The 25,721-nt window shown below is 70.7% G+C and carries 29 protein-coding genes; 16 read left to right on the top strand and 13 right to left on the bottom strand.

What is annotated here, in order from left to right; genetic code table 11:
- Positions 1-38 precede the first annotated feature (38 nt).
- Positions 39-1,007 (bottom strand): quinone oxidoreductase, encoded by a 969-nt coding sequence (locus AB0B33_RS19200; protein WP_360773319.1) that lies wholly within the window; start codon positions 1,005-1,007, stop codon positions 39-41.
- A 79-nt stretch (positions 1,008-1,086) separates the two neighbouring features.
- Between AB0B33_RS19200 and AB0B33_RS19195 the strand changes: the two genes are divergently transcribed.
- The gene (locus AB0B33_RS19195) at positions 1,087-1,401 is read left to right on the top strand and encodes a hypothetical protein (protein WP_247011490.1); all 315 of its coding nucleotides are present in this window, start codon (positions 1,087-1,089) and stop codon (positions 1,399-1,401) included.
- Entirely contained in the window at positions 1,398-2,258 is an 861-nt protein-coding gene (locus AB0B33_RS19190) for a hypothetical protein (protein ID WP_360773315.1), read from the top strand. The genes AB0B33_RS19195 and AB0B33_RS19190 overlap by 4 nt, the downstream gene beginning before the upstream one ends.
- Here AB0B33_RS19190 and AB0B33_RS19185 read toward each other — a convergent pair whose 3' ends face one another.
- Positions 2,259-2,444, bottom strand: coding sequence for a hypothetical protein (locus tag AB0B33_RS19185; RefSeq protein ID WP_360773312.1), 186 nt, complete (start codon positions 2,442-2,444; stop codon positions 2,259-2,261). It abuts the gene before it with no gap.
- A gap of 132 nt (positions 2,445-2,576) precedes the next feature.
- Here AB0B33_RS19185 and AB0B33_RS19180 point away from each other — a divergent pair, with 132 nt between their 5' ends.
- Positions 2,577-3,710, top strand: a complete 1,134-nt coding sequence (locus tag AB0B33_RS19180; RefSeq protein ID WP_360773310.1) for a hypothetical protein — start codon at positions 2,577-2,579, stop codon at positions 3,708-3,710.
- A gap of 194 nt (positions 3,711-3,904) precedes the next feature.
- Here the strand turns inward: AB0B33_RS19180 and AB0B33_RS19175 are convergent, their stop codons facing one another.
- The 6 genes from AB0B33_RS19175 to mptB form a co-directional block, all read right to left on the bottom strand.
- Positions 3,905-4,822 carry an acyl-CoA desaturase gene (locus tag AB0B33_RS19175; RefSeq protein WP_360773307.1) on the bottom strand — a complete coding sequence of 306 codons (918 nt, stop codon included), beginning with the start codon at positions 4,820-4,822 and terminating at the stop codon, positions 3,905-3,907.
- 64 nt (positions 4,823-4,886) lie between these two features.
- Positions 4,887-5,852 (bottom strand): COX15/CtaA family protein, encoded by a 966-nt coding sequence (locus tag AB0B33_RS19170; RefSeq protein WP_360773304.1) that lies wholly within the window; start codon positions 5,850-5,852, stop codon positions 4,887-4,889.
- 83 nt (positions 5,853-5,935) lie between these two features.
- Entirely contained in the window at positions 5,936-6,130 is a 195-nt protein-coding gene (locus tag AB0B33_RS19165; RefSeq protein ID WP_086856735.1) for a hypothetical protein, read from the bottom strand.
- Between the two features lie 92 nt (positions 6,131-6,222).
- Positions 6,223-7,005, bottom strand: a complete 783-nt coding sequence (locus tag AB0B33_RS19160; RefSeq protein WP_360773300.1) for an ABC transporter permease — start codon at positions 7,003-7,005, stop codon at positions 6,223-6,225.
- Positions 7,002-7,928 carry an ABC transporter ATP-binding protein gene (locus AB0B33_RS19155; protein WP_247011477.1) on the bottom strand — a complete coding sequence of 309 codons (927 nt, stop codon included), beginning with the start codon at positions 7,926-7,928 and terminating at the stop codon, positions 7,002-7,004. Before AB0B33_RS19155 ends, AB0B33_RS19160 begins: the two co-directional genes overlap by 4 nt.
- A 6-nt stretch (positions 7,929-7,934) precedes the next feature.
- Positions 7,935-9,587 (bottom strand): polyprenol phosphomannose-dependent alpha 1,6 mannosyltransferase MptB, encoded by a 1,653-nt coding sequence (gene mptB, locus AB0B33_RS19150; RefSeq protein ID WP_360773551.1) that lies wholly within the window; start codon positions 9,585-9,587, stop codon positions 7,935-7,937.
- A 138-nt stretch (positions 9,588-9,725) separates the two neighbouring features.
- Between mptB and AB0B33_RS19145 the strand changes: the two genes are divergently transcribed.
- The 7 genes from AB0B33_RS19145 to AB0B33_RS19115 are packed head-to-tail and all read left to right on the top strand — an operon-like array spanning position 9,726 to position 16,122.
- A complete protein-coding gene (locus AB0B33_RS19145) occupies positions 9,726-10,523 on the top strand; it encodes a metalloregulator ArsR/SmtB family transcription factor (protein ID WP_360773548.1) in 798 nt (265 codons plus the stop codon).
- Positions 10,520-11,968, top strand: coding sequence for a Fe-S cluster assembly protein SufB (sufB, locus tag AB0B33_RS19140; RefSeq protein WP_247011476.1), 1,449 nt, complete (start codon positions 10,520-10,522; stop codon positions 11,966-11,968). The genes AB0B33_RS19145 and sufB overlap by 4 nt, the downstream gene beginning before the upstream one ends.
- A gap of 2 nt (positions 11,969-11,970) precedes the next feature.
- Positions 11,971-13,143: a Fe-S cluster assembly protein SufD gene (sufD, locus tag AB0B33_RS19135; RefSeq protein WP_360773297.1), complete on the top strand. Its 1,173-nt coding sequence runs from the start codon at positions 11,971-11,973 to the stop codon at positions 13,141-13,143.
- Between the two features lie 34 nt (positions 13,144-13,177).
- Positions 13,178-13,948, top strand: a complete 771-nt coding sequence (gene sufC, locus AB0B33_RS19130; RefSeq protein ID WP_360773294.1) for a Fe-S cluster assembly ATPase SufC — start codon at positions 13,178-13,180, stop codon at positions 13,946-13,948.
- Positions 13,949-13,988: 40 nt separating this feature from the next.
- The gene (locus AB0B33_RS19125; protein ID WP_360773291.1) at positions 13,989-15,278 is read left to right on the top strand and encodes a cysteine desulfurase; all 1,290 of its coding nucleotides are present in this window, start codon (positions 13,989-13,991) and stop codon (positions 15,276-15,278) included.
- Positions 15,275-15,724 (top strand): Fe-S cluster assembly sulfur transfer protein SufU, encoded by a 450-nt coding sequence (gene sufU / locus AB0B33_RS19120; protein WP_360773288.1) that lies wholly within the window; start codon positions 15,275-15,277, stop codon positions 15,722-15,724. The genes AB0B33_RS19125 and sufU overlap by 4 nt, the downstream gene beginning before the upstream one ends.
- Positions 15,721-16,122, top strand: a complete 402-nt coding sequence (locus tag AB0B33_RS19115) for a metal-sulfur cluster assembly factor (RefSeq protein WP_013224702.1) — start codon at positions 15,721-15,723, stop codon at positions 16,120-16,122. Before sufU ends, AB0B33_RS19115 begins: the two co-directional genes overlap by 4 nt.
- Here AB0B33_RS19115 and AB0B33_RS19110 read toward each other — a convergent pair.
- On the bottom strand, positions 16,112-16,894 hold the full coding sequence (locus tag AB0B33_RS19110; protein WP_360773285.1) for a DUF4184 family protein: 783 nt from the start codon (positions 16,892-16,894) through the stop codon (positions 16,112-16,114). The genes AB0B33_RS19115 and AB0B33_RS19110 overlap by 11 nt on opposite strands.
- 17 nt (positions 16,895-16,911) lie before the next feature.
- On the opposite strand from AB0B33_RS19110, the gene AB0B33_RS19105 reads away from it, so the two are divergent.
- Positions 16,912-17,250, top strand: coding sequence for a YnfA family protein (locus AB0B33_RS19105; protein WP_360773282.1), 339 nt, complete (start codon positions 16,912-16,914; stop codon positions 17,248-17,250).
- Here AB0B33_RS19105 and AB0B33_RS19100 read toward each other — a convergent pair.
- Positions 17,239-19,167, bottom strand: coding sequence for an AarF/UbiB family protein (locus AB0B33_RS19100; RefSeq protein WP_360773279.1), 1,929 nt, complete (start codon positions 19,165-19,167; stop codon positions 17,239-17,241). The genes AB0B33_RS19105 and AB0B33_RS19100 overlap by 12 nt on opposite strands.
- A 169-nt stretch (positions 19,168-19,336) precedes the next feature.
- Between AB0B33_RS19100 and AB0B33_RS19095 the strand changes: the two genes are divergently transcribed.
- Entirely contained in the window at positions 19,337-19,870 is a 534-nt protein-coding gene (locus AB0B33_RS19095) for a snapalysin family zinc-dependent metalloprotease (protein WP_360773276.1), read from the top strand.
- A 6-nt stretch (positions 19,871-19,876) separates the two neighbouring features.
- Here AB0B33_RS19095 and AB0B33_RS19090 read toward each other — a convergent pair whose 3' ends face one another.
- Complete coding sequence (locus AB0B33_RS19090) at positions 19,877-20,206, bottom strand: DUF2000 domain-containing protein (protein ID WP_360773274.1); 330 nt, start codon at positions 20,204-20,206, stop codon at positions 19,877-19,879.
- A 54-nt stretch (positions 20,207-20,260) separates the two neighbouring features.
- Between AB0B33_RS19090 and AB0B33_RS19085 the strand changes: the two genes are divergently transcribed.
- From AB0B33_RS19085 to AB0B33_RS19070, 4 genes are read left to right on the top strand one after another with little or no spacing between them, the layout of a single operon-like run.
- Complete coding sequence (locus AB0B33_RS19085) at positions 20,261-20,458, top strand: hypothetical protein (protein ID WP_360773271.1); 198 nt, start codon at positions 20,261-20,263, stop codon at positions 20,456-20,458.
- Between the two features lie 55 nt (positions 20,459-20,513).
- Positions 20,514-21,737, top strand: a complete 1,224-nt coding sequence (locus AB0B33_RS19080; RefSeq protein ID WP_360773268.1) for a histidine kinase — start codon at positions 20,514-20,516, stop codon at positions 21,735-21,737.
- Positions 21,734-22,378, top strand: coding sequence for a response regulator transcription factor (locus AB0B33_RS19075; protein WP_360773266.1), 645 nt, complete (start codon positions 21,734-21,736; stop codon positions 22,376-22,378). The genes AB0B33_RS19080 and AB0B33_RS19075 overlap by 4 nt, the downstream gene beginning before the upstream one ends.
- 4 nt (positions 22,379-22,382) lie before the next feature.
- On the top strand, positions 22,383-22,958 hold the full coding sequence (locus tag AB0B33_RS19070) for a hypothetical protein (RefSeq protein ID WP_360773263.1): 576 nt from the start codon (positions 22,383-22,385) through the stop codon (positions 22,956-22,958).
- A gap of 3 nt (positions 22,959-22,961) precedes the next feature.
- On the opposite strand, the gene cysC is transcribed toward AB0B33_RS19070, so the two are convergent.
- On the bottom strand, positions 22,962-24,770 hold the full coding sequence (gene cysC, locus AB0B33_RS19065) for an adenylyl-sulfate kinase (RefSeq protein WP_360773261.1): 1,809 nt from the start codon (positions 24,768-24,770) through the stop codon (positions 22,962-22,964).
- The gene (cysD, locus tag AB0B33_RS19060) at positions 24,770-25,702 is read right to left on the bottom strand and encodes a sulfate adenylyltransferase subunit CysD (RefSeq protein WP_360773258.1); all 933 of its coding nucleotides are present in this window, start codon (positions 25,700-25,702) and stop codon (positions 24,770-24,772) included. Before cysD ends, cysC begins: the two co-directional genes overlap by 1 nt.
- Positions 25,703-25,721: the final 19 nt, after the last annotated feature.

Raw genomic sequence — 25,721 nt, 5'->3', positions numbered from 1 at the left:
CCCACCTCGGGGCGGCACTTTCACGTGAAAGGTACGGGTCAGGGGATGAGCAGGAGCTTGCCGGTGGTGCGGCGGCCCTGGAGGTCCTCGTGGGCCTTGCGCGCGTCGGCCAGGGGGTACTTCCCGCCGATGCGGATGGTCAGGTCGCCCGCCTGGATGGCGTCGAACAGCTCCTTCGAGCGCCAGTCGAGCTCCTCGCGCGTGCGCGTGTAGTGCACGGACGTCGGGCGGGTCAGGTACAGCGAGCCGCCGGAGTTGAGGCGCTGCGGGTCGAGCGGCGGGACCGGGCCGCTCGAGGCGCCGAACAGCGCGAGCAGGCCGCGCACCTTGAGGCTGGCGAGGCTGCCGTCGACGGTGTCCTTGCCCACGCCGTCGTAGACGACGTCGACGCCCTCGCCGCCGGTCAGCTCGCGGGTGAGCTTGGCGAAGTCGTCGCGGTCGTAGCGGATCACCTCGTCGGCGCCGGCCTCGCGGGCGAGCTTCTCCTTCTCCTCGGTCGACACCGTGCCGATGACGCGGGCGCCGCGCGCCTTCGCCAGCTGGACCAGGAGCAGCCCGACGCCGCCGGCGGCCGCGTGCACCAGCACGTCGTGGCCCGCCTTGACCTCGAAGGTCGAGGCGACCAGGTAGTGCGCGGTGATGCCCTGCAGCATCGTCGCGGCGGCGGTCTCGAGGGAGACGCCCTCGGGCACCCGCACGGCCACCGAAGCCGGCACGATCTTGCGGGCCGCGTAGCTGCCGATCGAGCCCTGCCACGCGACGCGGTCACCGGCCGCGAAGCCGGTGTCGGCGCCCGCCTCCACGACCGTGCCGGCGCCCTCGAGCCCGAGGACGAACGGCAGCTCCATCGGGTAGATGCCCTGGCGCTGGTAGGTGTCGATGTAGTTCACCCCGGCCGCGGCGACGTCGACCAGCAGCTCGCCGGCCTGCGGGGCCCGGACGTCCACTTCGGCCGCTTCGAGCACTTCCGGGCCGCCGGTCTTCGTCACCTGCACTGCGGTGGGCATGGGTCCTCCTCGGGTCGGGTTCTCCCGGTGCAACTATGGCCGACGCCACGCTGTTCCGCGTTCCGGCGCCGGGTTGGTTATGGTTCGGGACGTGTCCGAATCATCTGAGACAGTCGTTTCGCCGACCAGCGCGCAGCTGGCCGCGGCGCGCAAGTTCGTGAAGGCGCACGGCAAGCCGTCCCGCGCGGTGGTGGAGAACATCGGCCGGGCGGGCGCCCGCGTCGTGCTGGTCGGCGCCGACGGTGCCCTCGGCGACGTCGTGGTCCCCTCGGTGGCGACGGGTGAGGCGCTGGTCGAGGCCGTCGAGGACCTCTCACCGGCGACGTGGGACGCGGAGACGGTCAACCAGACGAAGATCGGCCCGGCCCACCGCCGCAAGATGGCGGGCCGGTGAGCCCCACCGCGGTCCTGGTCAGCTGCTCGGAGCTCCCCACGGGTGACGGCGACGACGACGCCGTGGTGCCCGCTTTGTCGGCGCTGGGCTTTTCGGTGGCGTGGGCCCCGTGGGACTCGTCGTTCGACTTTTCCTCAGCGGACGCGGTGATCCTGCGCGCGACCTGGGACTACGCGTCCCGGCGCCCGGAGTTCCTCGCCTGGTGCGAGTCGGTCCCGGCCCTGCTCAACTCCGCGGACGTGGTCCGCTGGAACACGGACAAGTCGTACCTGGCGGAGCTGCTCGACGCGGGCTTGGCGGTGGTACCGACGTCGCTGGTCCAGCCCGATGACACGGCCCGGTTCCCCGCGTCGGATTTCGTGGTGAAGCCTTCGGTGGGAGCGGGTTCACGCGGCGCGGCCCGGTTCGCCGGCGGTGCCGACGCCTCGTCACACGTGGCTTCGCTGCACTCCGAGGGGCACACGGCGCTGATCCAGCCTTATCAGTCCAGTGTGGACACTTCGGGCGAACTGGCCTTGGTGTACCTGGGCGGCATCTACTCGCACGCCTTCTCGAAGGGTGCGATGCTGGGGTCCACATTGGACGCTTCGGGGTTGTACCTCTCGGAGGAGCTGGCTCCGGCTTCACCGCCGGCGGAGGCGGTGGCCCTGGCCGAGGACGTCCTCGACGCGGCTTCGGCGTTGCTGGGCATCCTGCGTGCGGAGCTGCTGTACGCCCGGGTTGACCTGGTGAACGGGGCGGACGGGAAGCCGCTGCTGCTGGAGCTGGAGCTGACGGAGCCGTCATTGGGCTTCCGCCAGACCGACCCGGCCGCGGCGACGCGCTTCGCATCGGCGGTGCGGCAGCAGCTGGCGTAGTCACTTGGCGGCTCGCTGCACGGCGGCGAGCACCAGGGCGACGACCGCCCCGATCGTCGTCACGGCAATCGAGCCGGTGACGACGTAGAGACCGCCGATTCCGGTCAGCCCGGCTTTGATCAATTTCGGCAGGCCGTGGGAATCGTCTTGGCCGGCTGCAGGCTTGCCGTGCTCACCATTGCCCACTGTACTACCCCTCTCTATGGTGTACTAGTACGCCTCGATTTCAGGGTGCCGCTCGGGGGCTGCGATCGGAAATGATCTTTGGTGGTGCGGAGGTGTTTCTGCTTGCCGGAATTTTCTGCGGATTGTCGATCTTTGCCGGACCTTCCCGAAAAGGCCGCGCTGGGATCGCTGGCCCGGCGCCGGGACGAAGACCTGCTCGGGGCGCTCCAGCGGGCGGCCGAATCGTCGTCGAGCGGTTCCGCGACCGCACTCGGCTGTCTCGTCGGCCCGACCGCTTCACTGCCGTCGGCCACGCCGGAATCGCGCGCGTGCGCGCTCTGGGGCCTCGTCGTCGACGAAATCGGCAAGCTGGGCTCGGTGGTGGAACCGCGGGAGCATTTCGTCCTGCTGGCGGCATTCCGGCTCCCGCCGGTTCCGGACGGCGGCTGGGCGTCGACACTCGGTGAACGGTTCGGCCAGCTGGCCGAAGTGCGTGGCCTTTTCGGGGCCCGGAAACCGCTGTCGAACACCCCGATGAACAAAGCCTGGGCCGGTGCGCTCGAGATGCTCGCCGTCGCCGTCGCGGGCCGGCTCGGACACCTCGAAGGCGCGGACTGGCTGCCGTACGTGGAGATCGGGCGATCGGCCGCGGCGGGAACAGTGCCCGGCGACGGGAGCCCGGAGGGGTTCCGCGCTCCGTCGGAGGGCGCGCAGCCGGTGTTCGTGGACCGGATGCTCGTCACCGTCCTGATGCACCGGCGGACCGCGCTGCGCCGCATCACCGAGCGGGTCGTCGTCGCGCGGAAGGACGGTGTCGACGGCTACGACGTCCACGCGGAGACGGGGTGGACCGGGAACCTCGCCGAGCTGCCCGTGAAGGCCCTGTGGAACTGCCGCCTGATCGCGGTGCCCGGCGAGGACCCGGGCGACCCGGTGCTGGCCCGGCTGCGCTTCCGGCGGAAGCTGCGGCCGGACGAGCCCTACGGGTTCGTTTCCGAGGCGGTGGACGGGAAACTCGACGAGGAACGCAGCTGGATCAGCGTCAAGGTCGATCACCACGGCGTGGCGCCGGGCGGGCTGACGATCCGGGTGAACTTCGACGAAACCTGCTTGCCGCAAGCGTGCTGGTGGTTCGCGGAGCAGCTCGAGGTGGAGAGACTGCGGCGGCCGGCAGCGGGTGATCCCCGCTTGCTCGACGTCGGCGACGGGTTCGTGCAGCACACGTTCGCCGGGGGATGTCAGCCGCGGGAGGAGTACGGGATCGCCTTCAGGTGGCCGAGAAGGTGAAAAACGAAGCCACATCGCACCAACGTGGCTTCATTCCCTTCCCTGAAGAGCGCTGGCTCTTGGCCAGATCAGTTGCCGGTGTTGCCGCCGCCTTCGCCGCCGCCACCGGCGTGGTCGTGCACCACGCGCTCTCCTCTGTGTACTTGTTCGATGTGCGGATCACTGTCCGCGAGAGAAGGTTACCGTGGGTGAAGTCAGGCCCGCTTGGCGGCCAGCCGATCCGCTCGCGGCCAGCGCACATCCGTCGCCCAGCCCAGTTGCTCGAACGTCCGGATCACCCGCGCCGAGATGTCGACCTGTCCCCGCAGCACCCCGTGGCGCGCGCAGGTCGGGTCCGCGTGGTGCGAGTTGTGCCAGGACTCGCCCATCGAAAGCACCGCCAGCGGCCAGAAGTTCGCCGCCTTGTCGCGACTCGCGAACGGGCGCTCACCGATCAGGTGGCAAACCGAATTGACCGACCACGAAACGTGGTGCAGGAACGCGATCCGCACCAGGCCCGCCCAGAAGAACGCCGTCACCACGCCCCACCACGACCACGTGATCAGCCCGCCGAGCACCGCCGGCAACGCCAGGCTCAGCGTGATCCACAGCCAGAAGTACCGGTTCACCCAGCGAAGATCGTTGTCCGCCACCAGGTCCGGGGCGAAGCGGTCCGCGTTGGTCACCTCGCGGCCGAACATCCAGCCCATGTGCGCGTGCCAGAAGCCGCGCAGCAGCGCCGACGGCGATGTGCCGAACAGCCAGGGGGAGTGCGGGTCGCCCTCGCGGTCGGCGAACGCGTGGTGGCGGCGGTGGCTGGCCACCCAGAAGATCACCGAACCCTGGACCGCCATGCTGCCCGCGATGGCCAGCGCCACCCGCAGGGGCCGCGAGGCCTTGAACGCGCCGTGCGTGAAGTAGCGGTGGTAGCCGACCGTCACGCCCAGCGTCGCGAAGACGTAGAACACCGCCGCGAGGATCAGGTCGACCCAGGTCATGCCCCAGCCCCAGACCAGCGGGACCGCGATGAGCAGCGCCGCGAAGGGCACCAGCAGGAACGTCTTGAGCACGATCATCTCGCCCGTGCCGCGGCGATGGGAGATCAGCGGCTTGGGGGCGGCGCGCGAGGTCATGGCGCGAACAGTAACCCACGGCCGTGAACGGGCACGCCGATGCCGAGTTAAGCCCGCGTTGCCGTCAGGCGGCCGCGAGTTCGCGCGGGGCGGGGTTCAGCGAGACCGCCGGGCCGCGGTCGCGGCTGCCGGTCCACAGGGTCGCCGTCGCGATGATGACCGCCATCGCGCCGAGGACGTGGAACGACACCATCGCCTCCGGCACGCCCAGCGCGTACTGCAGCGAGCCGAGCCCGCCCTGCGCCAGCGCGACCACCCAGACCGCCGTGTAGCGCTGCCACAGGCTCTTCGGCGCGCCGACGCGCATCAGCTGGAGGCCGAACACCGCGAGCAGCAGCAGGTAGAGCACCAGGAGCCCGCCGTGGACCTGGGCGAGCGCCTCCACCGGGGCGTCGAGGCGGTGGGTGTTGATGTCGCCGCTGTGCGGGCCGGCGCCGGTGACGGTGGTGCCCGCCGCGAGGACCAGCCACATCACGACGGCCAGCGCGACCAGGATGCCCCGGCCGGACGCGGGGACCAGCGACCGCGCGGGCTCGTCGCCTTCGCGGAACGCGCGCAGCAGCAGGACGGCGAGCCAGACGAGCGGGGTCGTGGCGAGGAAGTGGATCGCCACCGTCCACCACTCCAGCTTCGCGAGCACGGTGAGGCCGCCGACGACGGCCTGCAGCACGACGCCGCCGGGCATCGTCCAGGCCAGTTTCACCAGGCGCTTGCGGCCCGGGTGGTCGATCTGCACGCGCCACGCGGTGATGACGGCGACCGCGGCCACGGCGATGACGACGCCGGTGAGCAGCCGGTTGCCGAACTCGATCCACTGGTTGAGCGCGTCGATGCCGGAGTCGTGCTTCGGCACGAGGCTGCCGGCGACGCACTGTGGCCAGGTCGGGCAGCCGAGCCCGGACCCGGTGACGCGCACGATGGAGCCGGTGACGCCGATCAGCGCCTGCGCGAGGACCGCGGCGATCCCGACGGCCCGCTGCACGGCGGCGGACGGAAACGGCAAGCGGGCGACGAGGCTGGTGAACGGCACCCATCGATGGTAGAGCGCGCGAAAACGCGGCTTTCGGCAGGTCCCGGCGCCCAGAACGGCGGCGTGGCCACAAGGGACCAAGGTCACTCGGTCTTCTTGGCCTTCTTCTGGAAGAAGCCCATCGATTGCGCGAAGACGGCGCCGAACCCGAGGACGGCGATCGGCGCGGTCTTGATCCAGAAGGCGCCCGCGTCCAGCTTGAGAAGGAGGACGAGCACGCCGATCGCCACCACGAGCAGGAGGAGCAGGATCAGGAAGACGCGGGTTTTCGAAACCACGTGAAGTGCCCCCTCGGTACCGGATGTATCCGGATGACCTTGGCGCGGCGGCGGCAGATTCGTGAGGTCAGTTCTACCCGCGCCGTTCGGACTCAGGTGAGTTTCGTCGTCCGCGAAGCCAGCCCGCCCGCCAGCACGGCCCACACGGCCAGCACGGCCATCGGGCCGGGTGCGAACGCCCCGTCGACCAGCGCGGCCCGCATGCCCTCCGCCAGCGCCCCCGACGGCAGCAGCTGGACGACGAAAGCCAGCCCCGAAGGCAGCGAAGAAGGCGCCAGCAGGATCCCGCCCGCCAGCAGGAGCACGAACCACACCACGTTCGCCAGCGCCAGCACGGCTTCCGCCCGCAAAGCGCCACCCAGCAGGACGCCGAGAGCGCCGAACGCGAGAGTTCCCAGCACCAGCAGCAGCACCGCCGAGAACAGGCCCGACAACGACGGTGACCACCCCAGGAAAGCCGCCACCACGCCGATGATGACCGACTGCAGCGCCACCACCAGAAGAGCGGCCGCGAGGCGCCCGGCCACCAGCAGCCACCGGGGCAACGCCGTCGCCGAAAGCCGCTTCAGCACCCCGTAGCGCCGGTCGAAGCCGAGAGCGATCGCCTGGCCCGTGAACGCCGACGACATCACCGCCAGCGCCAGGATCCTGGGCGTGATCCAGTCCACTTTGGACGTCGAACCCAGCGACGACGCGGGCAGGATGTCCAGCAGCGACAACCCGATCAGCAGCGCCAGCGGGATGAGCAGCGTCAGCAGCACCTGCTCGCCGTGGCGCAGGGTCAGACTGGCTTCGACCCGCGCGTGCGTGCGCAGCATCCGGCCCAGCGACCCGCGGCCCGGCGCGGGGGTGAAGGTTCCCGGGGCGAAAGTCATGCTCGCAGCTCCCGTCCGGTCAGCTCCAGGAAGACCTCTTCGAGCGTCCGCCTGCCCACCTGCAGATCGTCGGGCAGCACGCCCTGCTGCGCGCACCACGCCGTGACCGTCGAGACCACCTGCGGGTCGATCGAACCGGCCACCACGTACGTGCCCGGTGCCGACTCGCGGACCGCGTAGCCCTCCGGCAGCGCCGCCGCCAGCAGCTCCGTGTCGAGGCGGGTGCGGGCCTTGAAGCGCAGGCCCGCCGCACCCGTTTCGTCCATCGTCAACGACTGGGGCGCTCCCGAGACGACGACCTTGCCGTGGTCGACGATCACCACCGTGTCGGCCAGCGCCTCCGCCTCCTCCATCAGGTGCGTGGTCAGCAGCACCGAGACGCCGTCGCGGCGCAGGGCCGCCAGCAGGTCCCACACCAGGCGGCGGGCCTGGGGGTCCATGCCCGCCGTCGGCTCGTCGAGGAACACCAGCTCGGGGCGGCCGATCAGGGCGCACGCGAGTGACAACCGCTGCTGCTGGCCGCCGGAGAGGCGCTTGAACGGCGTCCGGCGTACCGAGGTCAGCCCGAGGGTCTCCAGGAGCCAGGCCGGGTCCAGCGGCGAAGCCGCGCAGGACGCCACCAGGCGCAGCATCTCGTCGGCGCGGACGCCGGGGTACGCGCCGCCGCCCTGGGGCATGATCCCGACGCGGGGGCGCAGGGCCGCCGATTCGCGGACCGGGTCGAGCCCCAGCACCCGGACAGTGCCCGCGTCAGGCTTGAGGAAGCCTTCGCAGAGCTCGACGGTGGTGGTCTTGCCGGCCCCGTTCGGGCCGAGCAGGGCGAGCAGGCTGCCGCGCTCCATCCGCAGGTCGAGACCGTCGACCGCGCGGGTGGAGCCGTAGCTTTTGACCAGCCCGGTGATCTCGACGGCGGGGGCACTCACGTCGGGTCACGATACGGCGTCGGCCCGCGCGGGCAGCCGCGGGGACGGCCTGGACAGCAGCACGGGCGCCAGCCGCCGGACGATCAGCATCCCGCCGCCGCAGACGACGATCGCCGCGACGTAGGCGAACGGCAGCACGTACGGGCGGCCGTCGAACGTGCTGCCGGTCGGCGGGAGCAGGAACGGCAGGGCCGCCGAGAGCACCGTCGCGGCCACCCGGAAGCGGGACGTCCCGGCCGCGGCGGCCAGCGGGATCACCGCCCACAGGACGTACCAGGGCTGCAGGTTGATCTGCAGGATCATCACCGCGCCCAGCGACACGCCCAGCCCGATGATCGGCCGGTAGCGCCACTTGAAGCTGTCCCACAGGAACTTGAAGGTGATGGCCACGGCGACGAGGTAGCCCAGGGCGCCGAGGATCGGCACCAGGCCGTCGGTGTGGTTGCCGAGCCCGAGCGCGATGCCCAGCACGCCGGACAGGTTGGCCAGCTCCGCGGTGGGGGAGATCCAGGAGCGGACCAGGCCGGGGGTGTTGAACGTCGCCCCGAACCAGCCGAAGCCGAGCCCGGTGCCGAAGCAGACGGCGACCAGCACGACGCCGAACCACGCCGCCATCGGCGCGCCCGCCAGGAACAGGTCCTTGAGCCGGCCGTGCCAGCGCCGCGCCACCATCACGGCGAAGAACGGCAACGCGAACACCGCGGGCAGCTTCACCGCCACCCCGAGCGTGATGATGGCCACGCCGAGCCCGATGTAGAGCAGTTCGCCCCGGGCCAGTGGCGGGGGTGTGTCGCCCTTCACCCGGATCGGCAGCTTCCGGATGCCCACCTCCAGCCCGGCGAGCATCAGGCCGACGGCGAGCGCGTCGTTGTGGGCGCCGGCGACGAAGTGGAAGATCAGCAGCGGGTTCAGCGCGCCGAGCCACAGCGCGGTCGCGGGCTGCACGCCGAAGCGGCGCGCCAGCCGCGGCAGCGCCCAGACGATGAGGACCACACCGGCCAGCGCGAGCACGCGCTGCAGCAGCACGCCGACCGCGATGCTGTTGCCCGCCAAGGGCGCCAGCCAGCCGCCGAGGCGCAGCACCAGCGGCCCGTACGGCGCCGGCGTCTCGCGCCACATGTTCGACACGCCCGCGGTGTACGGGTCGGCGACGCCGAGGGCCTGCGCCGGACCCAGCACGTACGGGTCCATGCCGCGGTGCACGATCTCGCTCTGCGCGAGGTAGCTGTAGACGTCGCGGGAGAACAGCGGCGGGATCACCAGCAGCGGCAGCACCCACAGCGCGATGGTGCGGGAGAGCTGGCCCTGCGACGCGAGCCGCGCGCGGTCGGGCCGGGCGAAGCGGCCGAGCATCAGCCAGCTGAGCACCAGGATGCCCATCCCGGAGATGGCGATGGCCAGCGACACCGTCGGGATCCGGGTGAACAGCCGCAGCACCGGGATCTCCTGCACCGGGTTGATCACCGGGGCGGCACCGGCGCCGAGCGAGCCGAGCGCGAGGAAGAGCGACCCGACTGTGCCGAACCGGCGCACGACGTTCAGCCCGCGCCGCTCGTCGGCCTCGAGGGGCAGCGGTTCGAGGGGGCGGACGGGCGAAAGCGTCACCGGGTGCGTGCTCCCGGTCGCGATCACCGCCGCCTGCTGGTCCTGCTCACCCACTGCCACGGGTGCAGGGTATCGGTCCGCCCCGGAGTGAGTCGGGTCACTGCCGGACACCCCGCCTTTGCCGACCGCGGGGAAATAAGACACACTTGTGTTGTGAAAAAGACGGAGGCGGGTGACCAGGCGGGCGGCGACATGCCCCGCGCCACGCTCCCGCACGTCCCGTCGCAGGTCAGCGCCGAGGGCAAGACCCGGCAAGAGGTCGCCCGGCTGCTGCTGGAACAGGGTCCCATGACCGCGGTCGTGGTCGCCGAGCAGCTCGGGATCAGCCCGGCGGCGGTCCGCCGCCACCTGGACGCGCTGCTCGCCGACGGCGAAGCCGAGACCCGGGACGCGCCGCGCCGCGGACCCCGGGGCCGGGGCCGTCCGGCGAAGCTGTTCCTGCTCACCGAGCCCGGCCGCGCCCGGTTCGGCCACGCCTACGACGACCTCGCCGTCTCCGCCATCCGCTTCCTCGCCGAGCACGCCGGCGAAGACGCCGTACGCGCCTTCGCCGAACAGCGCGTCGAGAAGCTGGTCGGCCCGCACCGCCCGGCGATCACCGGTTCGAGTGATCCGGCGGCACGCGCGGAGGCCTTGGCCACCGCGTTGAGCAGGGAGGGCTACGCTGCGTCGACCCGTCAGGTCGGTGCTCCGGCACCCGATCAGAACGTCTCCGGCACCAGCCACCACGTCGGAGCGCAGCTTTGCCAGCACCACTGTCCGGTCGCCCACGTCGCCGCGGAGTTCCCGCAGCTGTGCGAGGCCGAGACCGAGGCGTTCGCGCGGCTGCTGGGCACCCACGTCCAGCGGCTGGCGACCATCGCACGCGGTGACTCCGCGTGCACCACACACGTGCCCGTCACGACGGGTAACCCGGCCCATCCCGAGCCGGGAAGCACGGTGCCCACTGGGCGCGAAGCACGGATCCCGAATGGAGGGAAACCCGCATGACTGCCGCTGCCGAGCAGCGCACTCCCACCACCGCGCCACTGAGCCAGGAAGAGACCATCGAGTCCCTTGGCAAGTACGCGTTCGGCTGGGCCGACTCCGACGAGGCGGGCGCCAGCGCCCGTCGCGGGCTTAACGAAGATGTCGTCACCGACATCTCCGGGAAGAAGTCCGAGCCGGAGTGGATGCGCGAAGCGCGACTGAAGGCGCTCAAGCTCTTCGAAAAGAAGCCCATGCCCAACTGGGGGGCCGACCTCTCCGGGATCGACTTCGACAACATCAAGTACTTCGTCCGCTCCAGCGAGAAGCAGGCTGCGAGCTGGGAAGACCTTCCCGAGGACATCAAGAACACCTACGACAAGCTCGGCATCCCCGAGGCGGAGAAGCAGCGCCTCGTCGCCGGTGTCGCGGCGCAGTACGAGTCCGAGGTCGTCTACCACTCGATCCGCGAGGACCTCGAGGCCCAGGGCGTCCTCTTCCTGGACACCGACACGGCGCTCCGGGAGCAGCCGGAGCTGTTCGAGGAGTACTTCGGCTCGGTCATCCCGGCCGGCGACAACAAGTTCTCCGCGCTGAACACGGCGGTCTGGTCCGGCGGCTCGTTCATCTACGTGCCGAAGGGCGTGCACGTGGACATCCCGCTGCAGGCCTACTTCCGGATCAACACCGAGAACATGGGCCAGTTCGAGCGCACCCTGATCATCGTCGACGAAGACGCCTACGTGCACTACGTCGAGGGGTGCACGGCGCCGATCTACCAGTCCGACTCGCTGCACTCGGCGGTCGTGGAGATCATCGTCAAGAAGGGCGCCCGCTGCCGCTACACGACCATCCAGAACTGGTCGAACAACGTCTACAACCTGGTCACCAAGCGCGCCAAGTGCGAAGCCGGCGCGACCATGGAATGGATCGACGGCAACATCGGTTCCAAGGTGACGATGAAGTACCCGTCGGTCTTCCTCATGGGCGAGCACGCCAAGGGTGAGGTCCTCTCGGTCGCGTTCGCGGGCGAGGGCCAGCACCAGGACGCGGGCGCCAAGATGGAGCACCTCGCGCCGCACACCTCCTCGACGATCGTGTCGAAGTCGGTGGCGCGCGGCGGCGGCCGGACGTCGTACCGCGGCCTGGTCCGCGTGGCGAAGCGGGCGCACCACTCGCGCTCCAGCGTGGTCTGCGACGCGCTGCTCGTCGACACCATCTCGCGGTCGGACACGTACCCGTACGTGGACATCCGCAACGACGAGGTGTCGATGGGCCACGAGGCCACGGTGTCCAAGGTCAGCGAGGACCAGCTGTTCTACCTGATGTCGCGCGGTCTCGACGAGGCCGAGGCGATGGCGATGATCGTGCGCGGCTTCGTGGAGCCGATCGCCCGTGAGCTGCCGATGGAGTACGCGCTCGAGCTGAACCGCCTGATCGAGCTCCAGATGGAAGGGTCCGTCGGCTAGTCATGTCGGTTACCGAGAACAACGTTTCCGAAGCTCTTCGCGAGGGGGCGGTCATTCCGGCCGCCTCCCGCGCGGAGCGCTTCACCTCCTACGACGTCGAGGCCTTCGAGGTCCCGCGCGGCCGTGAGGAGAACTGGCGCTTCACGCCGATGAAGCGCCTCCGCGGCCTGCACGACGGCAGCGCGCAGCCCACGGGCGAGATCACCCTGGACGCCGACGCGGCGGACGAGCTGAAGATCGAGTCGGTCGGCCGCGACGACTCGCGCCTCGGCGAGGCCGGCGTCCCGAGCGACCGGATCGCCGCGCAGGCGTACTCGGCGTTCACCAAGGCCACCGTTGTCACGGTGCCCAAGGAGACGAAGGCGTCGAAGCCGTCGGTGCTGCGGATCCACGGCCCGGGCGAAGGTCAGGTCGCCTACGGGCACCTGCAGGTCCGCGCCGAGGCGTTCGCCGAAGCCGTGATCGTGCTCGACCACGTCGGCTCCGGCACCTACGCCGACAACGTCGAGTTCGTCATCGGCGACGGCGCCAAGGTCACCGTGGTCAGCGTCCAGGACTGGGCCGACGACGCGGTGCACGTCTCCGAGCAGCACCTGAAGCTGGGCCGCGACGCCGCGCTGCGGCACACCGTGATCACCCTGGGCGGCGACCTCGTCCGGATCTCGCCGACCGCGACCTTCGCGGACAAGGGCGGCGACGTCGAGATGCTCGGCGTCTACTTCGCGGACAAGGGCCAGCACCAGGAGCACCGGCTGTTCGTCGACCACGCGGTCCCGAACTGCAAGTCGCGCGTGATGTACAAGGGCGCGCTGCAGGGCGACGACGCGCACACGGTCTGGATCGGCGACGTCCTGATCCGCGCCGCGGCCGAGGCCACCGACACCTACGAGCTCAACCGCAACCTGGTGCTCACGCCCGGCGCGCGCGCGGACTCGGTGCCGAACCTCGAGATCGAGACCGGCGAGATCGAAGGCGCCGGCCACGCGAGCGCGACGGGAAGGTTCGACGACGAGCAGTTGTTCTACCTCCAGTCGCGCGGGATCGGCGAAGAGGCCGCGCGGCGACTGGTCGTGCGCGGGTTCTTCCACGAGATCCTGGTGAAGATCGACGTCCCCGAGGTGCGCGAGCGCCTCGAAGCCGCGATCGAGGCCGAGCTCGAAGCCGTTGGCGCCTGACGCCGTCCACCACAGACTTCAGGAAAGAAAAGACATGGCTACCCTGGAAATCAAGGACCTCCACGCCTCGGTCACGACCGACGAGGGCGCCAAGGAGATCCTCAAGGGCGTCAACCTGACCATCAAGTCGGGCGAGACGCACGCGATCATGGGCCCCAACGGCTCCGGCAAGTCCACCCTGTCCTACGCGATCGCCGGCCACCCGAAGTACCAGGTGACCTCCGGCGAGGTGCTGCTCGACGGCGAGAACGTCCTCGAGATGAGCGTCGACGAGCGCGCCCGCGCGGGCCTGTTCCTCGCGATGCAGTACCCGGTCGAGGTGCCCGGCGTCTCGATGTCCAACTTCCTCCGCACCGCGGCCACCGCGGTCCGTGGCGAGGCCCCCAAGCTGCGCCACTGGGTCAAGGAGGTCAAGGAGGAGATGGGCAAGCTCGAGATCTCGCAGGAGTTCGCCGAGCGCTCGGTCAACGAGGGCTTCTCCGGCGGCGAGAAGAAGCGCCACGAGATCCTGCAGCTGGCGCTGCTCAAGCCGAAGTTCGCCATCCTCGACGAGACCGACTCCGGCCTCGACGTCGACGCCCTGCGCGTCGTGTCCGAGGGCGTGAACAACTACAAGGCGTCGAGCGAGGTCGGCGTCATGCTGATCACGCACTACACCCGGATCCTGCGGCACATCACGCCGGACTTCGTGCACGTCTTCGCCGGCGGCAAGATCGTCGAGTCGGGCGGCAAGGAGCTGGCGGACGAGCTCGAGGAGAACGGCTACGTCAAGTACGTCGGCAAGCCCGAGCCCGCCGCGCTCTGACTTTCGCCAGTACACACCGAGAATGAGAGGAGTCGGCCCGATGACCACCACCTCGGCCAGCTCTGTGCCACTCGACGTGGCGGCCCTGAGGGCCGACTTCCCCATCCTGTCGCGCACGGTTCGCGACGGGAAACCCTTGGTGTACCTGGACTCCGGAGCGACGTCGCAACGCCCGGCGCAGGTGTTCGACGCGGAGCGCGACTACGTGTTCACGTCGAACGCCGCCGTCCACCGCGGCGCCCACCAGCTGTCCGAAGAAGCGACGGACGCCTACGAGTCCGCGCGGGCGAAGATCGCCGAGTTCGTCGGTGCCGACCCCGAAGAACTGGTGTTCACCAAGAACGCGACCGAGGGCATCAACCTCGTCGCGTACTCGATGAGCAACGCCGCCACGGCCGGTCCCGAAGCTTCGCGTTTCGTGGTCGGGCCGGGCGACGAGATCGTCATCACCGAGATGGAGCACCACGCGAACCTCGTGCCGTGGCAGCAGTTGTGCCAGCGCACCGGGGCGACGCTGAAGTGGTTCAAGGTGACCGCGGACGGCCGCCTCGACCTGTCCGATGTGGACGAACTGATCACCGGGCGCACCAAGGTGGTCGCGTTCGCGCACCAGTCCAACGTGCTCGGCACGGTCAACCCGGTCTCGCTGCTGGTCGAGAAGGCCAAGGCCGTCGGCGCGTTCACCGTGCTGGACGCCTGCCAGTCGGTGCCGCACTTCCCGGTCGACTTCCACGCGCTGGGTGTCGACTTCGCCGTGTTCTCCGGCCACAAGATGCTCGGCCCGTCCGGCATCGGTGTCCTCTACGGGCGCACCGAGCTGCTGTCGGCCATGCCGCCGTTCCTGACCGGCGGGTCGATGATCGAGATGGTCCGCATGGAGGGCTCCACCTTCGCGCCGCCGCCGCAGCGGTTCGAGGCGGGCGTGCCGATGACGTCGCAGGCCATCGGCCTCGGCGCGGCCGTCGACTACCTCTCGGCCATCGGCATGGACCGCATCGCGGCCCACGAGCACGAGCTCGCCGCGGCGGCCCTGGAAGGCATCGGTGCGATCCCGGGGGTCCGGATCATCGGGCCGACCGACTCGAAGGACCGCGGCGCCACGGTGTCGTTCGTGATCGACGGCGTGCACCCGCACGACGCCGGCCAGGTGCTGGACAGCCTCGGCATCGCCGTGCGCGTCGGCCACCACTGCGCGTGGCCGCTGCACCGTGCGTGCGGCGCCCAGGCGACCGTGCGCGCGTCGTTCTACCTCTACAACACGCTCTCCGAGGTCGACGCCCTGGTCGCGGGGGTCCGCGAGGCGCAGAAGTTCTTCGGGGTGGCGCAGTGAACCTGGAGAGCATGTACCAGGAGATCATCCTGGACCACTACAAGAACCCGCACGGGCGCGGTCTGCGCGACCCGTTCGACGCCGAGTCGTTCCAGGTCAACCCGACCTGCGGCGACGAGGTGACGCTGCGGGTGAAGCTCGACGACGGGAAGGTCGCCGACGTCTCCTACGACGGCCAGGGCTGCTCGATCAGCCAGGCCTCGACGTCGGTCTTGACGGATCTCGTCGTCGGCCACACGCTTGAAGAGGCGTTCACCACCATGGACGCCTTCGTCGAACTGATGCAGGGCAAGGGAAAGATCGAGCCGGACGAGGACGTGCTGGAGGACGGGGTCGCCTTCGCGGGTGTCGCGAAGTACCCGGCCCGCGTCAAGTGCGCCCTCCTCGGCTGGATGGCTTTCAAGGACGCCGTCGCCCGGACCACCAACGGAGCTGAGAAAGCATGACCGAAGACACCGCCACCGACGCCCGCGAGGGACGGACGGCCGCCGACCTCGACGCCGAGACCACCGCGACGCAGGACCTCGACCTCGCCAAGCTCGAGGACGTCGAGGAAGCCATGCGCGACGTCGTCGACCCGGAGCTCGGCATCAACGTCGTCGACCTCGGCCTGGTGTACGACATCCGCGTCGAGCCGGACAACACGGCGACGATCGACATGACGCTGACGTCCGCGGCCTGCCCGCTGACCGACGTGATCGAAGACCAGACGTCGGCCGCGCTGACGTCCGGTGGGCTGGTCAAGGACTTCCGCATCAACTGGGTCTGGATGCCGCCGTGGGGCCCGGAGAAGATCACCGAGGACGGCCGCGAGCAGCTGCGCGCCCTCGGCTTCACCGTCTGAGTTCCGGTTCACCGAGCGGGTCACCCTCTGGGGTGGCCCGCTTTGTGTATAACGCCCTATACCAGGCGGCGTGGAGACCGAGCGCGATCAGGAACCCGCTGCCGGCGCCGGTGACCGCGAGGTAGGTCGCGTTGCCGGCGACGCCCGCACCCGTCATCGGGTCGTGGTGGGCGAGGAACGGCAGGACTTCGGCGGCCACGCCGGCCAGCGCGCCGGCGGCCAGGAACGCGAGCACGGGCTTGCGGTGCCGGGAGGCGTTCGGTGCCGGCGCGGTGGGCGCGGTGCGGTACCAGTTCCGCAGCCACCGGGCGAGCACCCCGGCGCCGGCGATCGTGCTGACCAGCTGGATCAGCCGGCCGACGTCGACCCCGGTGACCAGCGGGATCCGGAGGAACGGGAAGCCGCCGCTTTCGTGGGTGAAGGCGTCCCACCCGACGTGCGTGGCGGCGCCGAGCACCAGGGAGAGGGCGATCCACCCCGGCCGCTTCCAGCTGAAGTGCCGGGGCACCCGTTCGGCCAGCGATCGTGGAGCCAGCGCGAGCAGAGGCCGCTTCAGGAAGCCGTGGAAGACGGCCAGAATCATCAGGGCGAGGAGCGGGTCGAGCCAGAGGACCGAGGCGAACTCGTGGGTCTTCGTCAGCCCGATCCCGGGCAGCCGCGGCACGAACCAGAAGACGTCGGGCGCGACCGACCCGGCCACGAGCGCGGAGGCCACCAGCGGCCGTCTCGCCAGCGGCAGCACAGCGGCGGGATGACTCAGCGTGAACGGCACGCGGCTAGTATCCCGGGGTGCTCCTGCGCTCGATCCTCCTGTTCCTCGCCGCGGCGATCTGCGAAATCGGCGGCGCGTGGCTGATCTGGCAGGGCGTCCGCGAAAACCGCGGCTGGCTGTGGATCGGCGGGGGAATCGTGGCATTGGGCGTGTACGGCTTCGTGGCGACGCTCCAGCCGGACGCCCACTTCGGCCGCATCCTCGCCGCGTACGGCGGCGTGTTCGTGGCGGGCTCACTGACGTGGGGAGTACTGGCGGACGGCTACCGGCCGGACCGCTACGACGTCATCGGCGCACTGCTGTGCCTGGCGGGGGTCGCGGTGATCATGTACGCGCCGCGGGGTTCAGCGAGCTGACCGACGTCCGGAGCGCCGGAAGACCACGAACAGCAACCGCAACCCCACCAACGCGCTGATCACCAGCAGGTTGTAGCCGAACACCTGGTGCAGCGTCAGGTCCGGCAGGATCCTCGGCCCGCCGTTGCCGGCCAGCAGGAACACCGCCATCAAGCCCGTTGCCGCGCCCACGAAGGCCAGCAGGACCTCGTGGACCAGGCCCGTCACCACGTCGCGGTCGCGCTCGTCCGAAAACAGGCGGATGTTCACCGACAGCCTGCCCTCCTCCAGGGCCGCGCCGATGCGGTCGATGCGGCGGGGGAGGCGGCGCAGCACCGGGAGCAGGGCCATGACTTCGTTGACCGCCGTGCGGCGCAGGGACTCCGGGCGCAAGCCGGCGCCGACCTGCTCGACGGCGAACGCGCGGGACTCCGCCACCACGTCGAACGCGGGGTCGAGGGCGGCGAGCGTGCCCTCCACCGTCGCCAGGGCGCGGAACACCGCGGCCACCGGCGGGGGCACGCTCAGCCGGAAGTCCGCGACCACCCGGAACAGGCCGGTGAAGAGGTCGAGGCCCGGGGAGCGGCCGGGGCCGAAGTGGCGGGCGACCAGGGCGCCGAGCGCGCGTTCGAGGCGCTGTTCGTCGATGTCGTCGGTGCGGTCGACGATCTCCAGCAGCCCGTCGCGCAGGGCCGCCGGGTCGCCGCGGTCGAGGGCGAGCACCAGGTTCTGGAGGCCGCCGCGCAGGCTCGCGTCGAGGCGGCCGACCGAACCGAAGTCGAGCAGGCCGAGGCGGCCGTCGGGCAGGAGCATGAGGTTGCCCGGGTGCGGGTCGGCGTGGAAGACGCCGCCGATCATCACCTGGTCGAGCAGGCAGCGCAGCAACGACCGCGCGAGCCGCTTGCGGTCCGCCGGCGGTGCCGTCTCCACCGGACGGCCGGTCAGCCGGGACATGACGAGGACGCGCTCGGTGGACAGTGCTTTGTGGACGGTCGGCAGCACGACGTCCGAGCCGGAAGTGGCGGCCACGGCGGCGATGTTGCGGGCTTCGATGGTGAAGTCGAGTTCCTCGGCCAGTGCCGCGGCGAACCCCTCGGCCAGTTCGGCGACGCCGAGCGAGCGTGCCCAGTCCGCGCGTTCCTCGAGGGCCGCGGCGACGCGCCGGACGATGTCGATGTCGCGTTCGGCCTGCTCCCGCACCCCGGGGCGCTGGACCTTCACGACGACGTCCGCGCCGCCGCGCAGCTTCGCCCGGTAGACCTGCGCGACCGACGCCGCCGCCAGGGGTTCGGGGTCGAACTCGGCGAAGACGTCGTCGGGCGAGCCCCCGAGTTCGGCGGCCAGCAGGGCCCACACCGCTTCGGCGCGGGCGGGTGCGACCCGGTCCTGCAGCTTCGCGAGCTCCTCGACGAACGCCGGTGGCAGCAGGTCCGCGCGGGTCGAGAGCAGCTGGCCGAGCTTCACGAACGTCACGCCGCCCTCTTCCAGTGCCCGGCGCAGGGACCGGGCGAGCTTGGCGTGCCGTCCCGGCGCGAGATCGGGGTCGCGGCGGCCCGCGAGGTAGCGGCCGAGGCCGTGCTTGACGGCGATCCGGCTGATCTGCGAGTACCGGCGGGCGCGCGTGAGCTTGGCGCCCAGCGCGCGCACCCGGAGCCCGTCCGGCAGGGCCACCTCGGCGACGAGGAGGAAGATCAGCGTCGCGAGGAAAGCGCTGCCCGCCAACGGGATCACCAGCCCGAGCGCCGCGCCGCCGTTGCGCAGCAGGGAAACCGGGAACGCCTGCGCGATCCCGCCCGCGACGAGCCAGCCGAACGCGGCACCGCACAACGCCCGCACGGCGCCGATCCGGACGCCGAGCACCCGCCGCGACGCCACCACGAGCGGCCACAGCACCAGCGCGTACAGGGGAAGGGTCAGCAGGCCCACCAGGATGTCCACGCCGGAGAGCAGACCACGGCGGCGGGCCCGGACGGCTCACGCGGCGGCGGGACCCGGCTCCCTCCCGCGAGGGAACTACTTTCGGCCGTGGCCGCACCCGTCGGTGGACTTCTAACCTGATCGCTCGAACGACCGTTAAGTGTTCTCTGAATCGGACGAAGGAGACACGATGGACGCACGCGTGATCGGCCGGATCGCGGCACTGGCCCTGGCGGCCCCGCTGGGCCTCGGGCTCGCGGCCGCGCCCGCTTCGGCGGCCGCTGTCACGACGCTCTACTACAGCTCGTCGGGTGCGCCGGACTACCTCGCCCAGATCGACCAGGGCGCGGCGAACTGGAACGCCGCCGTCACCGACGTGAAGCTGGTCAAGCGGAACACGAGCGCGACGATCAAGTTCCACGAGATCCACAGCGGCGGTTCGTACACGAACACGAACGGCCACGGCCGCGGCGACATCTACCTGGACACGAGCCAGGTCGCCGAGGGCTACGACCCGACCCGGATCGCCGCGCACGAGCTCGGCCACAACCTCGGCCTGCCCGACCACTACAGCGGTCCGTGCACCGAGCTGATGTCGGGCCACGGCCCGGGCACGGCGTGCAAGAACGCGAAACCGGACGCGACCGAGACGGCGAAGGTCCAGTCCCTGTGGGTGAACGGCTTCGCGGCCGCCCGCACGGCGACCCGGGTCTCGGTCCGCTAGCCGCGATCAGCGCAGCAGGGGAAGGGATCCCACGAGCCGGTCGACGCGCTTCCGCGGGCCGTGCACGGCGACGCCCACGCTGTCGAGGTCCGCGGTGGCGGTGGCCGCCAGCCGGCCGGTGTACTCGTCGTAGGTCCGGCAGCTCTGGGCGAGCGCGCTGAAGGAGACGAAGAAGAGCTCGCCGTCCTCGGCCGCCGCCCGGACAACGGCGGCGACCTTCGCTCGCGGCGCCGCCAGGATCGGCAGCGGCGTGGCGATGATCCCGGGATGGGCGACGCCGTCGGCGTCCTCGACGTCGGCCCCGACCAGGCCGCCGACGCGGTGGCCCAAGGTCACCGACAGGACGCCGGCGGCGTTCGCCGCGAGCCCGGTGGGCAGCTTGATGCGGCCTTGCTGACCCCGCTCCAGGAAAACGCGAAGCAGACCAACAAGGAACTCGCCCGCCGCCTGCACATCGCGGTCGCCGGCAACGACGAACTGAGCGGGTTCGTCCTCGACCGGCCGACCCAGCGCACGGAGATCGTCGACGTGCGGACGTCGGTCATCTTCGACCACTTCCGCCGGGCGGTCGTGACGCCGGCGTCGTGACCGGCTCCATCGCGAGGGGGAGGCGCGCGCCGCGGCCGGCTGCGAAGATCGGCCGGTGCGCGTACTCCGCCCCCTGACGGGCAAGGCGACCTACCGCCGCTGGGTCTACCTCGTGCTCGGTGGCGCGATCAGCGTGCCCTACCTGCTGTTCTCCGCGATCGCCGTGCCGTCGGTGCTGCCGTTCGTCACGACGATCGAGCGGGCCACCGTGCTCGGCGGCGGGCTCACGCTGCTCGTCCTGGCCGGCACGGCGTTCCTGCCCGCGGTGCACGTGCTCGAATCCACCGCGGTCCGCGAGTTGCTGGACGACCCGGTGCCGGACGCCCCCGCGAAACCGCACACCCGGCGCGGCAAGCGGCAGGCCGCGGGGATGTTCGTGCTGCACGTCGTCGCCGGGTTCGTCGTCAGCCTCTTCAGCCTGCTCGCGCCGGTCGCGATCGGGCTTTCGGTCAGCGCGGTGTTCACCGGGCAGTTCGTCGAAACCAGCGACGGCGAGCTGACGGTGCCGGTGGGCTGGGCGTCGGCGTGGCTGCCCGCGGTGTTCGTGCTCGGCGGGGTGCTGCTGGTGTACGCGGTCTGGGCGATCGGCGGCCTGCTGCGCCGGGCCGCGACGGCGCTGCTCGGGATGAGCGCCGCCGACCGCATCGCCCGGCTGGAACGGCGGACCGGGCAGCTCGCCGAGCGCAATCGCCTGGCCAGGGAGCTGCACGATTCGGTGGGGCACGCGCTGAGCGTCGTCACGCTGCAGGCGGGCGCGGCCCGGCGGACGCTGCGCACCGACCCGGACTTCACCGAGCGGGCGCTGGGCGCGATCGAGGACTCCGCCCGGACGGCGCTCGACGACCTCGACCACGTGCTCGGCCTGCTGCGCGAGGAGGCAGCGGGGCGGGCGCCACAGCCGACGCTGACCGAGCTGCCGACGTTGCTGGAGACGACCCGGCTGGCGGGCACCCCGGTCACGGCCGAGATCACCGGCGAGCCGGCCGCGGTGCCGGCGGTCGTGTCGCGGGAGGTGTACCGGATCCTGCAGGAATGCCTGACGAACGCGGTGCGGCACGCCGGTAGGGTCCCGGTGGCGGTGGCCGTCGAGATCGCGGCGCACGAGCTGGTGGCGCGGGTGGCGAACCCGCTGTCGGTTTCCGTCGGCCGCGCCGGCGGGGGCCGGGGACTGCGGGGGATGGCCGAGCGGGCGGCGGTGCTCGGTGGCGAGCTGTCGGCGGGACGGGTGGACGAGCGGTGGGAGGTCGTGGTGCGGGTGCCGTGGGGGAGCGGGCGGTGAGCGTCGGCGTGCTGCTGGTCGACGACGAGCCGCTGATCCGGGCCGGGTTGCGGGCGATCGTCGACAGCGAGGACGGCCTCTCCGTGGTCGGCGAGGCCACCGACGGGGCCGAGGTGCCCGGGCTCGTGGCGCGGTCGCGGCCGGACGTCGTGCTGATGGACGTGCGGATGCCCGCCGTCGACGGGATCGCCGCCACCACGCACCTGATGTCCACTGTGGACCCGCCGAAGGTGGTCGTGGTGACCACCTTCGAGAACGACGACTACGTCTACGACGCCTTGCGCGCCGGCGCCAGCGGGTTCCTGCTCAAGCGGGCCCGGCCGGAGGAGATCGTGACGGCGATCCGGACCGTGGCGGCGGGGGAGTCCCTGCTGTTCCCGGCGGCGATCCGGCGCCTGGCCGCCAGCCACGCCCCGGCCGGCGACGGGCTGGTGAGCGTCAACCTGACCGAACGGGAACGCGAAGTCCTGCGCCTGATGGCCCTCGGACTGTCCAATGTGGAGATCGCGGGCGAGCTGTACCTGGGTGTTCAGACGGTGAAGACCCACGTGGGCAACGTACTGGCGAAGCTGGGCGCCCGCGACCGGACCCAGGCGGTGATCCGGGCCTACGACTCGGGGTTCGTGCTTCCGGCAGGATGAACGGATGACTGTGAGCTGGTGGGCGCTGGGCGTCTCTGTGTTTTCCTTGACTGTTGCCGTGATGTCGTTGGGATGGAATATCTACTCCTTTCGTCGTACTGGTCCAGTTGTGCAAGTTGAGTTGCACTTGGTCTCGGGTAGTGCAAACCAAAAGAAGAAGCCGCGTGTGTTGCAGGAGTGGCAGTACGCCGGTGTACGATTCGGGATGCACCAGGTCAAGTTCATTCAGCTGGAGATGGCGGTCTACAACAAGGGACGGTCGCCGGTCGATCTCGTCGAGGCCATGTTTGGGGTCAAGGGGCCTGCCGTTGACGTGGCTATGTCCAGCGCGAAGATGAACAAAAGGATTTCTCTCCGATTGGAGCACGGGTCCAAGGCGGTCTTCAAGATGGACATCGTCGATATTCTCGAAGATATCGAGAAGGACGAATTGACGAAACTCGAGTACTTCGTCGGGCAAGTCGAGCTTGGGAACGGGGATAGCGTGTTCTCCAGGAGATTGCCCTACGATAGTTGGCTTGATTCTCTCGCGAGGGCGAAGGAGAGCGTCGCCGAACTCAGGGTTGATGAACCCGACTAGGAATCAGCCGAGGTCGTCCAGCAGGGCCTGGATCGACGCCGCCATGGCCGCCGGGTCGCCGTCGGCCGGGTGGAGGATCAGGTCCGGCGACGACGGCCGCTCGTACGGCGCGTCGACGCCGGTGAACCCCTTGATCTCCCCGGCACGCGCCTTCGCGTACATGCCCTTCGGGTCGCGTGCCTCGCACACCTCCAGGGGCGTGTCCACGAAGACCTCCACGAACGGCAGGTCCGCGTGCACCTCCCGCGCGCGAGCCCGGTCCGATGCGTAAGGGCTGATCAGGGACGCGATCGCCACCACGCCCGCGTCCGCGAACAGGCGGGCCACCTCGGCCACCCGCCGGACGTTCTCCGCGCGGTCCTCCGGGCTGAAACCGAGGCCCGCGTTCAGTCCGTGGCGCAGGTTGTCGCCGTCCAGGAGGTACGCCGGGCGGCCGGCCGCGACCAGCCGGCGTTCGAGCTCCACCGCCACCGACGACTTGCCCGACGCCGAAAGGCCGGTGAGCCACACCGTCGCGCCCCGGGTCGGGCGGTCCTCGCGGCGGACCGCCGCGGTGTGCCAGACGACCGGGGACGCCGGGGCGCCGGTGATCATGCCCGCCGCGACCGTGTCGCCGGTGTGCTCGTCGACCAGCAGGAACCCGCCCGTGGCGCGGTTGCGGCGGTAGGGGTCGAACAGCAGCGGCGCCCGCGTGCGCAGCCGGATGCGGCCGATGTCGTTCAAGGACAACGATTCCGCGGAGTCGCGGTGCAGCGTCGTCACGTCGAGGCGGTACTCCAGCTTCTCCACCGTGCCCCGCGTCTCGGACGTCGTGTGCCGCACCGCGAACGTGGCGCCCGGCGTCAGCGACGACCGCGAGGAGAACCAGCACACCAGCGCGTCGACCTCGCGCGCGGTCTCCGCGCGGTTGCCCGGGCGGCAGAGCATCGCGCCGCGCCCCAGGTCCAGGTCGTCGGCCAGCTCGACCGTCACCGCCTGGCCGGTGAAGGCTTCCGCGAGCGGGGTCCCGCCGGGGCCCCACACGGCGCGGACGCGGGAGGTGAACCCCGACGGCAGCGCCACCACCTCGTCGCCCGGCTTGAACACCCCGCCCGCGATGGTGCCCGCGTAGCCGCGGAAGTCCGGCCGGCGGATGACGTACTGCACCGGGAACCGGGCGTCGATCAGGTTGCGGTCGGAGGCGACGTGCACCTCTTCGAGCTGGTGCAGCAGCGAAGTTCCTTCGTACCAGGGCATGCTCGCGCTGCGGTGGACGACGTTGTCGCCGTGCAGCGCCGAAACCGGCACGAACGTCAGGTCGGCGACGTCGAGCTTCATCGCGAACCGCCGGAACTCCTCGCGGATCTCCTCGAAGCGCGCCGGCGACCACCCGACGAGGTCCATCTTGTTCACGCACACCACGAGGTGCCCGATCCCGAGCAGCGACGCGAGGAACGCGTGCCGCCGTGACTGCTCCAGCACGCCCTTGCGCGCGTCCACCAGGACCAGCGCCAGGTCCGCCGTCGACGCGCCGGTCACCATGTTCCGCGTGTACTGCAGGTGCCCCGGGGTGTCGGCGATGATGAACTTCCGCTTGGGCGTGGCGAAGTAGCGGTGCGCGACGTCGATCGTGATGCCCTGCTCGCGCTCGGCGCGCAGGCCGTCGGTGAGCAGCGCGAGGTCCGGGTAGTCCTCGCCGCGTTCACGGCTGGCGCGTTCGACGGCGGCGAGCTGATCGGTGAAGATCGCCTTCGAGTCGAACAGCAGCCTGCCGATCAGCGTGGACTTCCCGTCGTCCACGCTGCCCGCCGTGGCGATCCTCAGCAGCTGCATCAGAAGTAGCCCTCCCGCTTGCGGTCTTCCATGCCTGCCTCGGAAATCCGGTCGTCCGCCCGCGTCGCGCCGCGTTCGGTGACGCGGGTGGCGGCCACCTCGGCGACCACTTCGGACGGTGTCGACGCCGACGATTCGACGCAGCCCGTGCAGGTGGCGTCGCCGACGGTCCGGAAGCGCACGGTCGCCTCGTACGGCGTCTCGCCGTCCACAAGGGACAGGAACCGGGTCGCCGCCAGCAGCATGCCGTCGCGCTGCACCACGGCACGCTGGTGCGCGTAGTACAGCGGCGGCAGCGCGATCCGTTCGTCCCGGACGTACTGCCAGATGTCGAGCTCGGTCCAGTTCGACAGCGGGAAGACGCGGATGTGCTCACCGCGCCGGTGCCGCCCGTTGTAGAGGTTCCACAGCTCCGGGCGCTGCGCCCGCGGGTCCCACTGGCCGTGCTCGTCGCGGAAGCTGAACACGCGTTCCTTCGCGCGGGCCTTCTCCTCGTCGCGGCGGGCCCCGCCGAACACGGCGTCGAACCCGCCCTCGCGGATCGCGCGCAGGAGCGTCACGGTCTGCAGCCGGTTGCGGCTGGTGCCCGGGCCGGTCTCCTCGACGACGCGGCCGGCGTCGATGTCGTCCTGCACGCTCGCGACCTCGAGGCGCAGGTTCAGCGCGGCGACGGTCTCGTCGCGGAAGCGCAGCACCTCGTCGAAGTTGTGGCCGGTGTCGACGTGCAGCACCGGGAAGGGGAGTGGCGCCGGCCAGAACGCCTTGGCGGCGGCGTGGAGCATCACCACGGAGTCCTTGCCGCCGGAGAACAGCAGGACCGGGCGCTCGAAGGTCGCCGCGACCTCGCGGAAGACGTGCACGGCCTCCGCTTCGAGCGCGGCCAGGTGCGAGAGCTCGTACGAGGTCACGGACACCGGAAAAAAGTAGAACATGTTCTTGTCATCGGTCAAG

The organism is Amycolatopsis sp. NPDC049159, assembly GCF_040648295.1.
Lineage (GTDB): Bacteria > Actinomycetota > Actinomycetes > Mycobacteriales > Pseudonocardiaceae > Amycolatopsis > Amycolatopsis pretoriensis_A.
This window is presented reverse-complemented; position numbering and strand designations above follow the sequence as displayed.

Bases quoted from the DNA above. Each gene is read 5' to 3' on its own strand.
- AB0B33_RS19200 (WP_360773319.1), bottom strand. From the start codon at position 1,007: ATGCCCACCGCAGTGCAGGTGACGAAGACCGGCGGCCCGGAAGTGCTC.
- AB0B33_RS19195 (WP_247011490.1), top strand. From the start codon at position 1,087: ATGGTTCGGGACGTGTCCGAATCATCTGAGACAGTCGTTTCGCCGACC.
- AB0B33_RS19175 (WP_360773307.1), bottom strand. From the start codon at position 4,822: ATGACCTCGCGCGCCGCCCCCAAGCCGCTGATCTCCCATCGCCGCGGC.
- AB0B33_RS19160 (WP_360773300.1), bottom strand. From the start codon at position 7,005: ATGACTTTCGCCCCGGGAACCTTCACCCCCGCGCCGGGCCGCGGGTCG.
- AB0B33_RS19145 (WP_360773548.1), top strand. From the start codon at position 9,726: ATGCCCCGCGCCACGCTCCCGCACGTCCCGTCGCAGGTCAGCGCCGAG.
- sufB (WP_247011476.1), top strand. From the start codon at position 10,520: ATGACTGCCGCTGCCGAGCAGCGCACTCCCACCACCGCGCCACTGAGC.
- sufD (WP_360773297.1), top strand. From the start codon at position 11,971: ATGTCGGTTACCGAGAACAACGTTTCCGAAGCTCTTCGCGAGGGGGCG.
- sufC (WP_360773294.1), top strand. From the start codon at position 13,178: ATGGCTACCCTGGAAATCAAGGACCTCCACGCCTCGGTCACGACCGAC.
- AB0B33_RS19125 (WP_360773291.1), top strand. From the start codon at position 13,989: ATGACCACCACCTCGGCCAGCTCTGTGCCACTCGACGTGGCGGCCCTG.
- AB0B33_RS19115 (WP_013224702.1), top strand. From the start codon at position 15,721: ATGACCGAAGACACCGCCACCGACGCCCGCGAGGGACGGACGGCCGCC.
- AB0B33_RS19095 (WP_360773276.1), top strand. From the start codon at position 19,337: ATGGACGCACGCGTGATCGGCCGGATCGCGGCACTGGCCCTGGCGGCC.
- AB0B33_RS19070 (WP_360773263.1), top strand. From the start codon at position 22,383: ATGACTGTGAGCTGGTGGGCGCTGGGCGTCTCTGTGTTTTCCTTGACT.
- cysC (WP_360773261.1), bottom strand. From the start codon at position 24,770: ATGCAGCTGCTGAGGATCGCCACGGCGGGCAGCGTGGACGACGGGAAG.
- cysD (WP_360773258.1), bottom strand. From the start codon at position 25,702: ATGTTCTACTTTTTTCCGGTGTCCGTGACCTCGTACGAGCTCTCGCAC.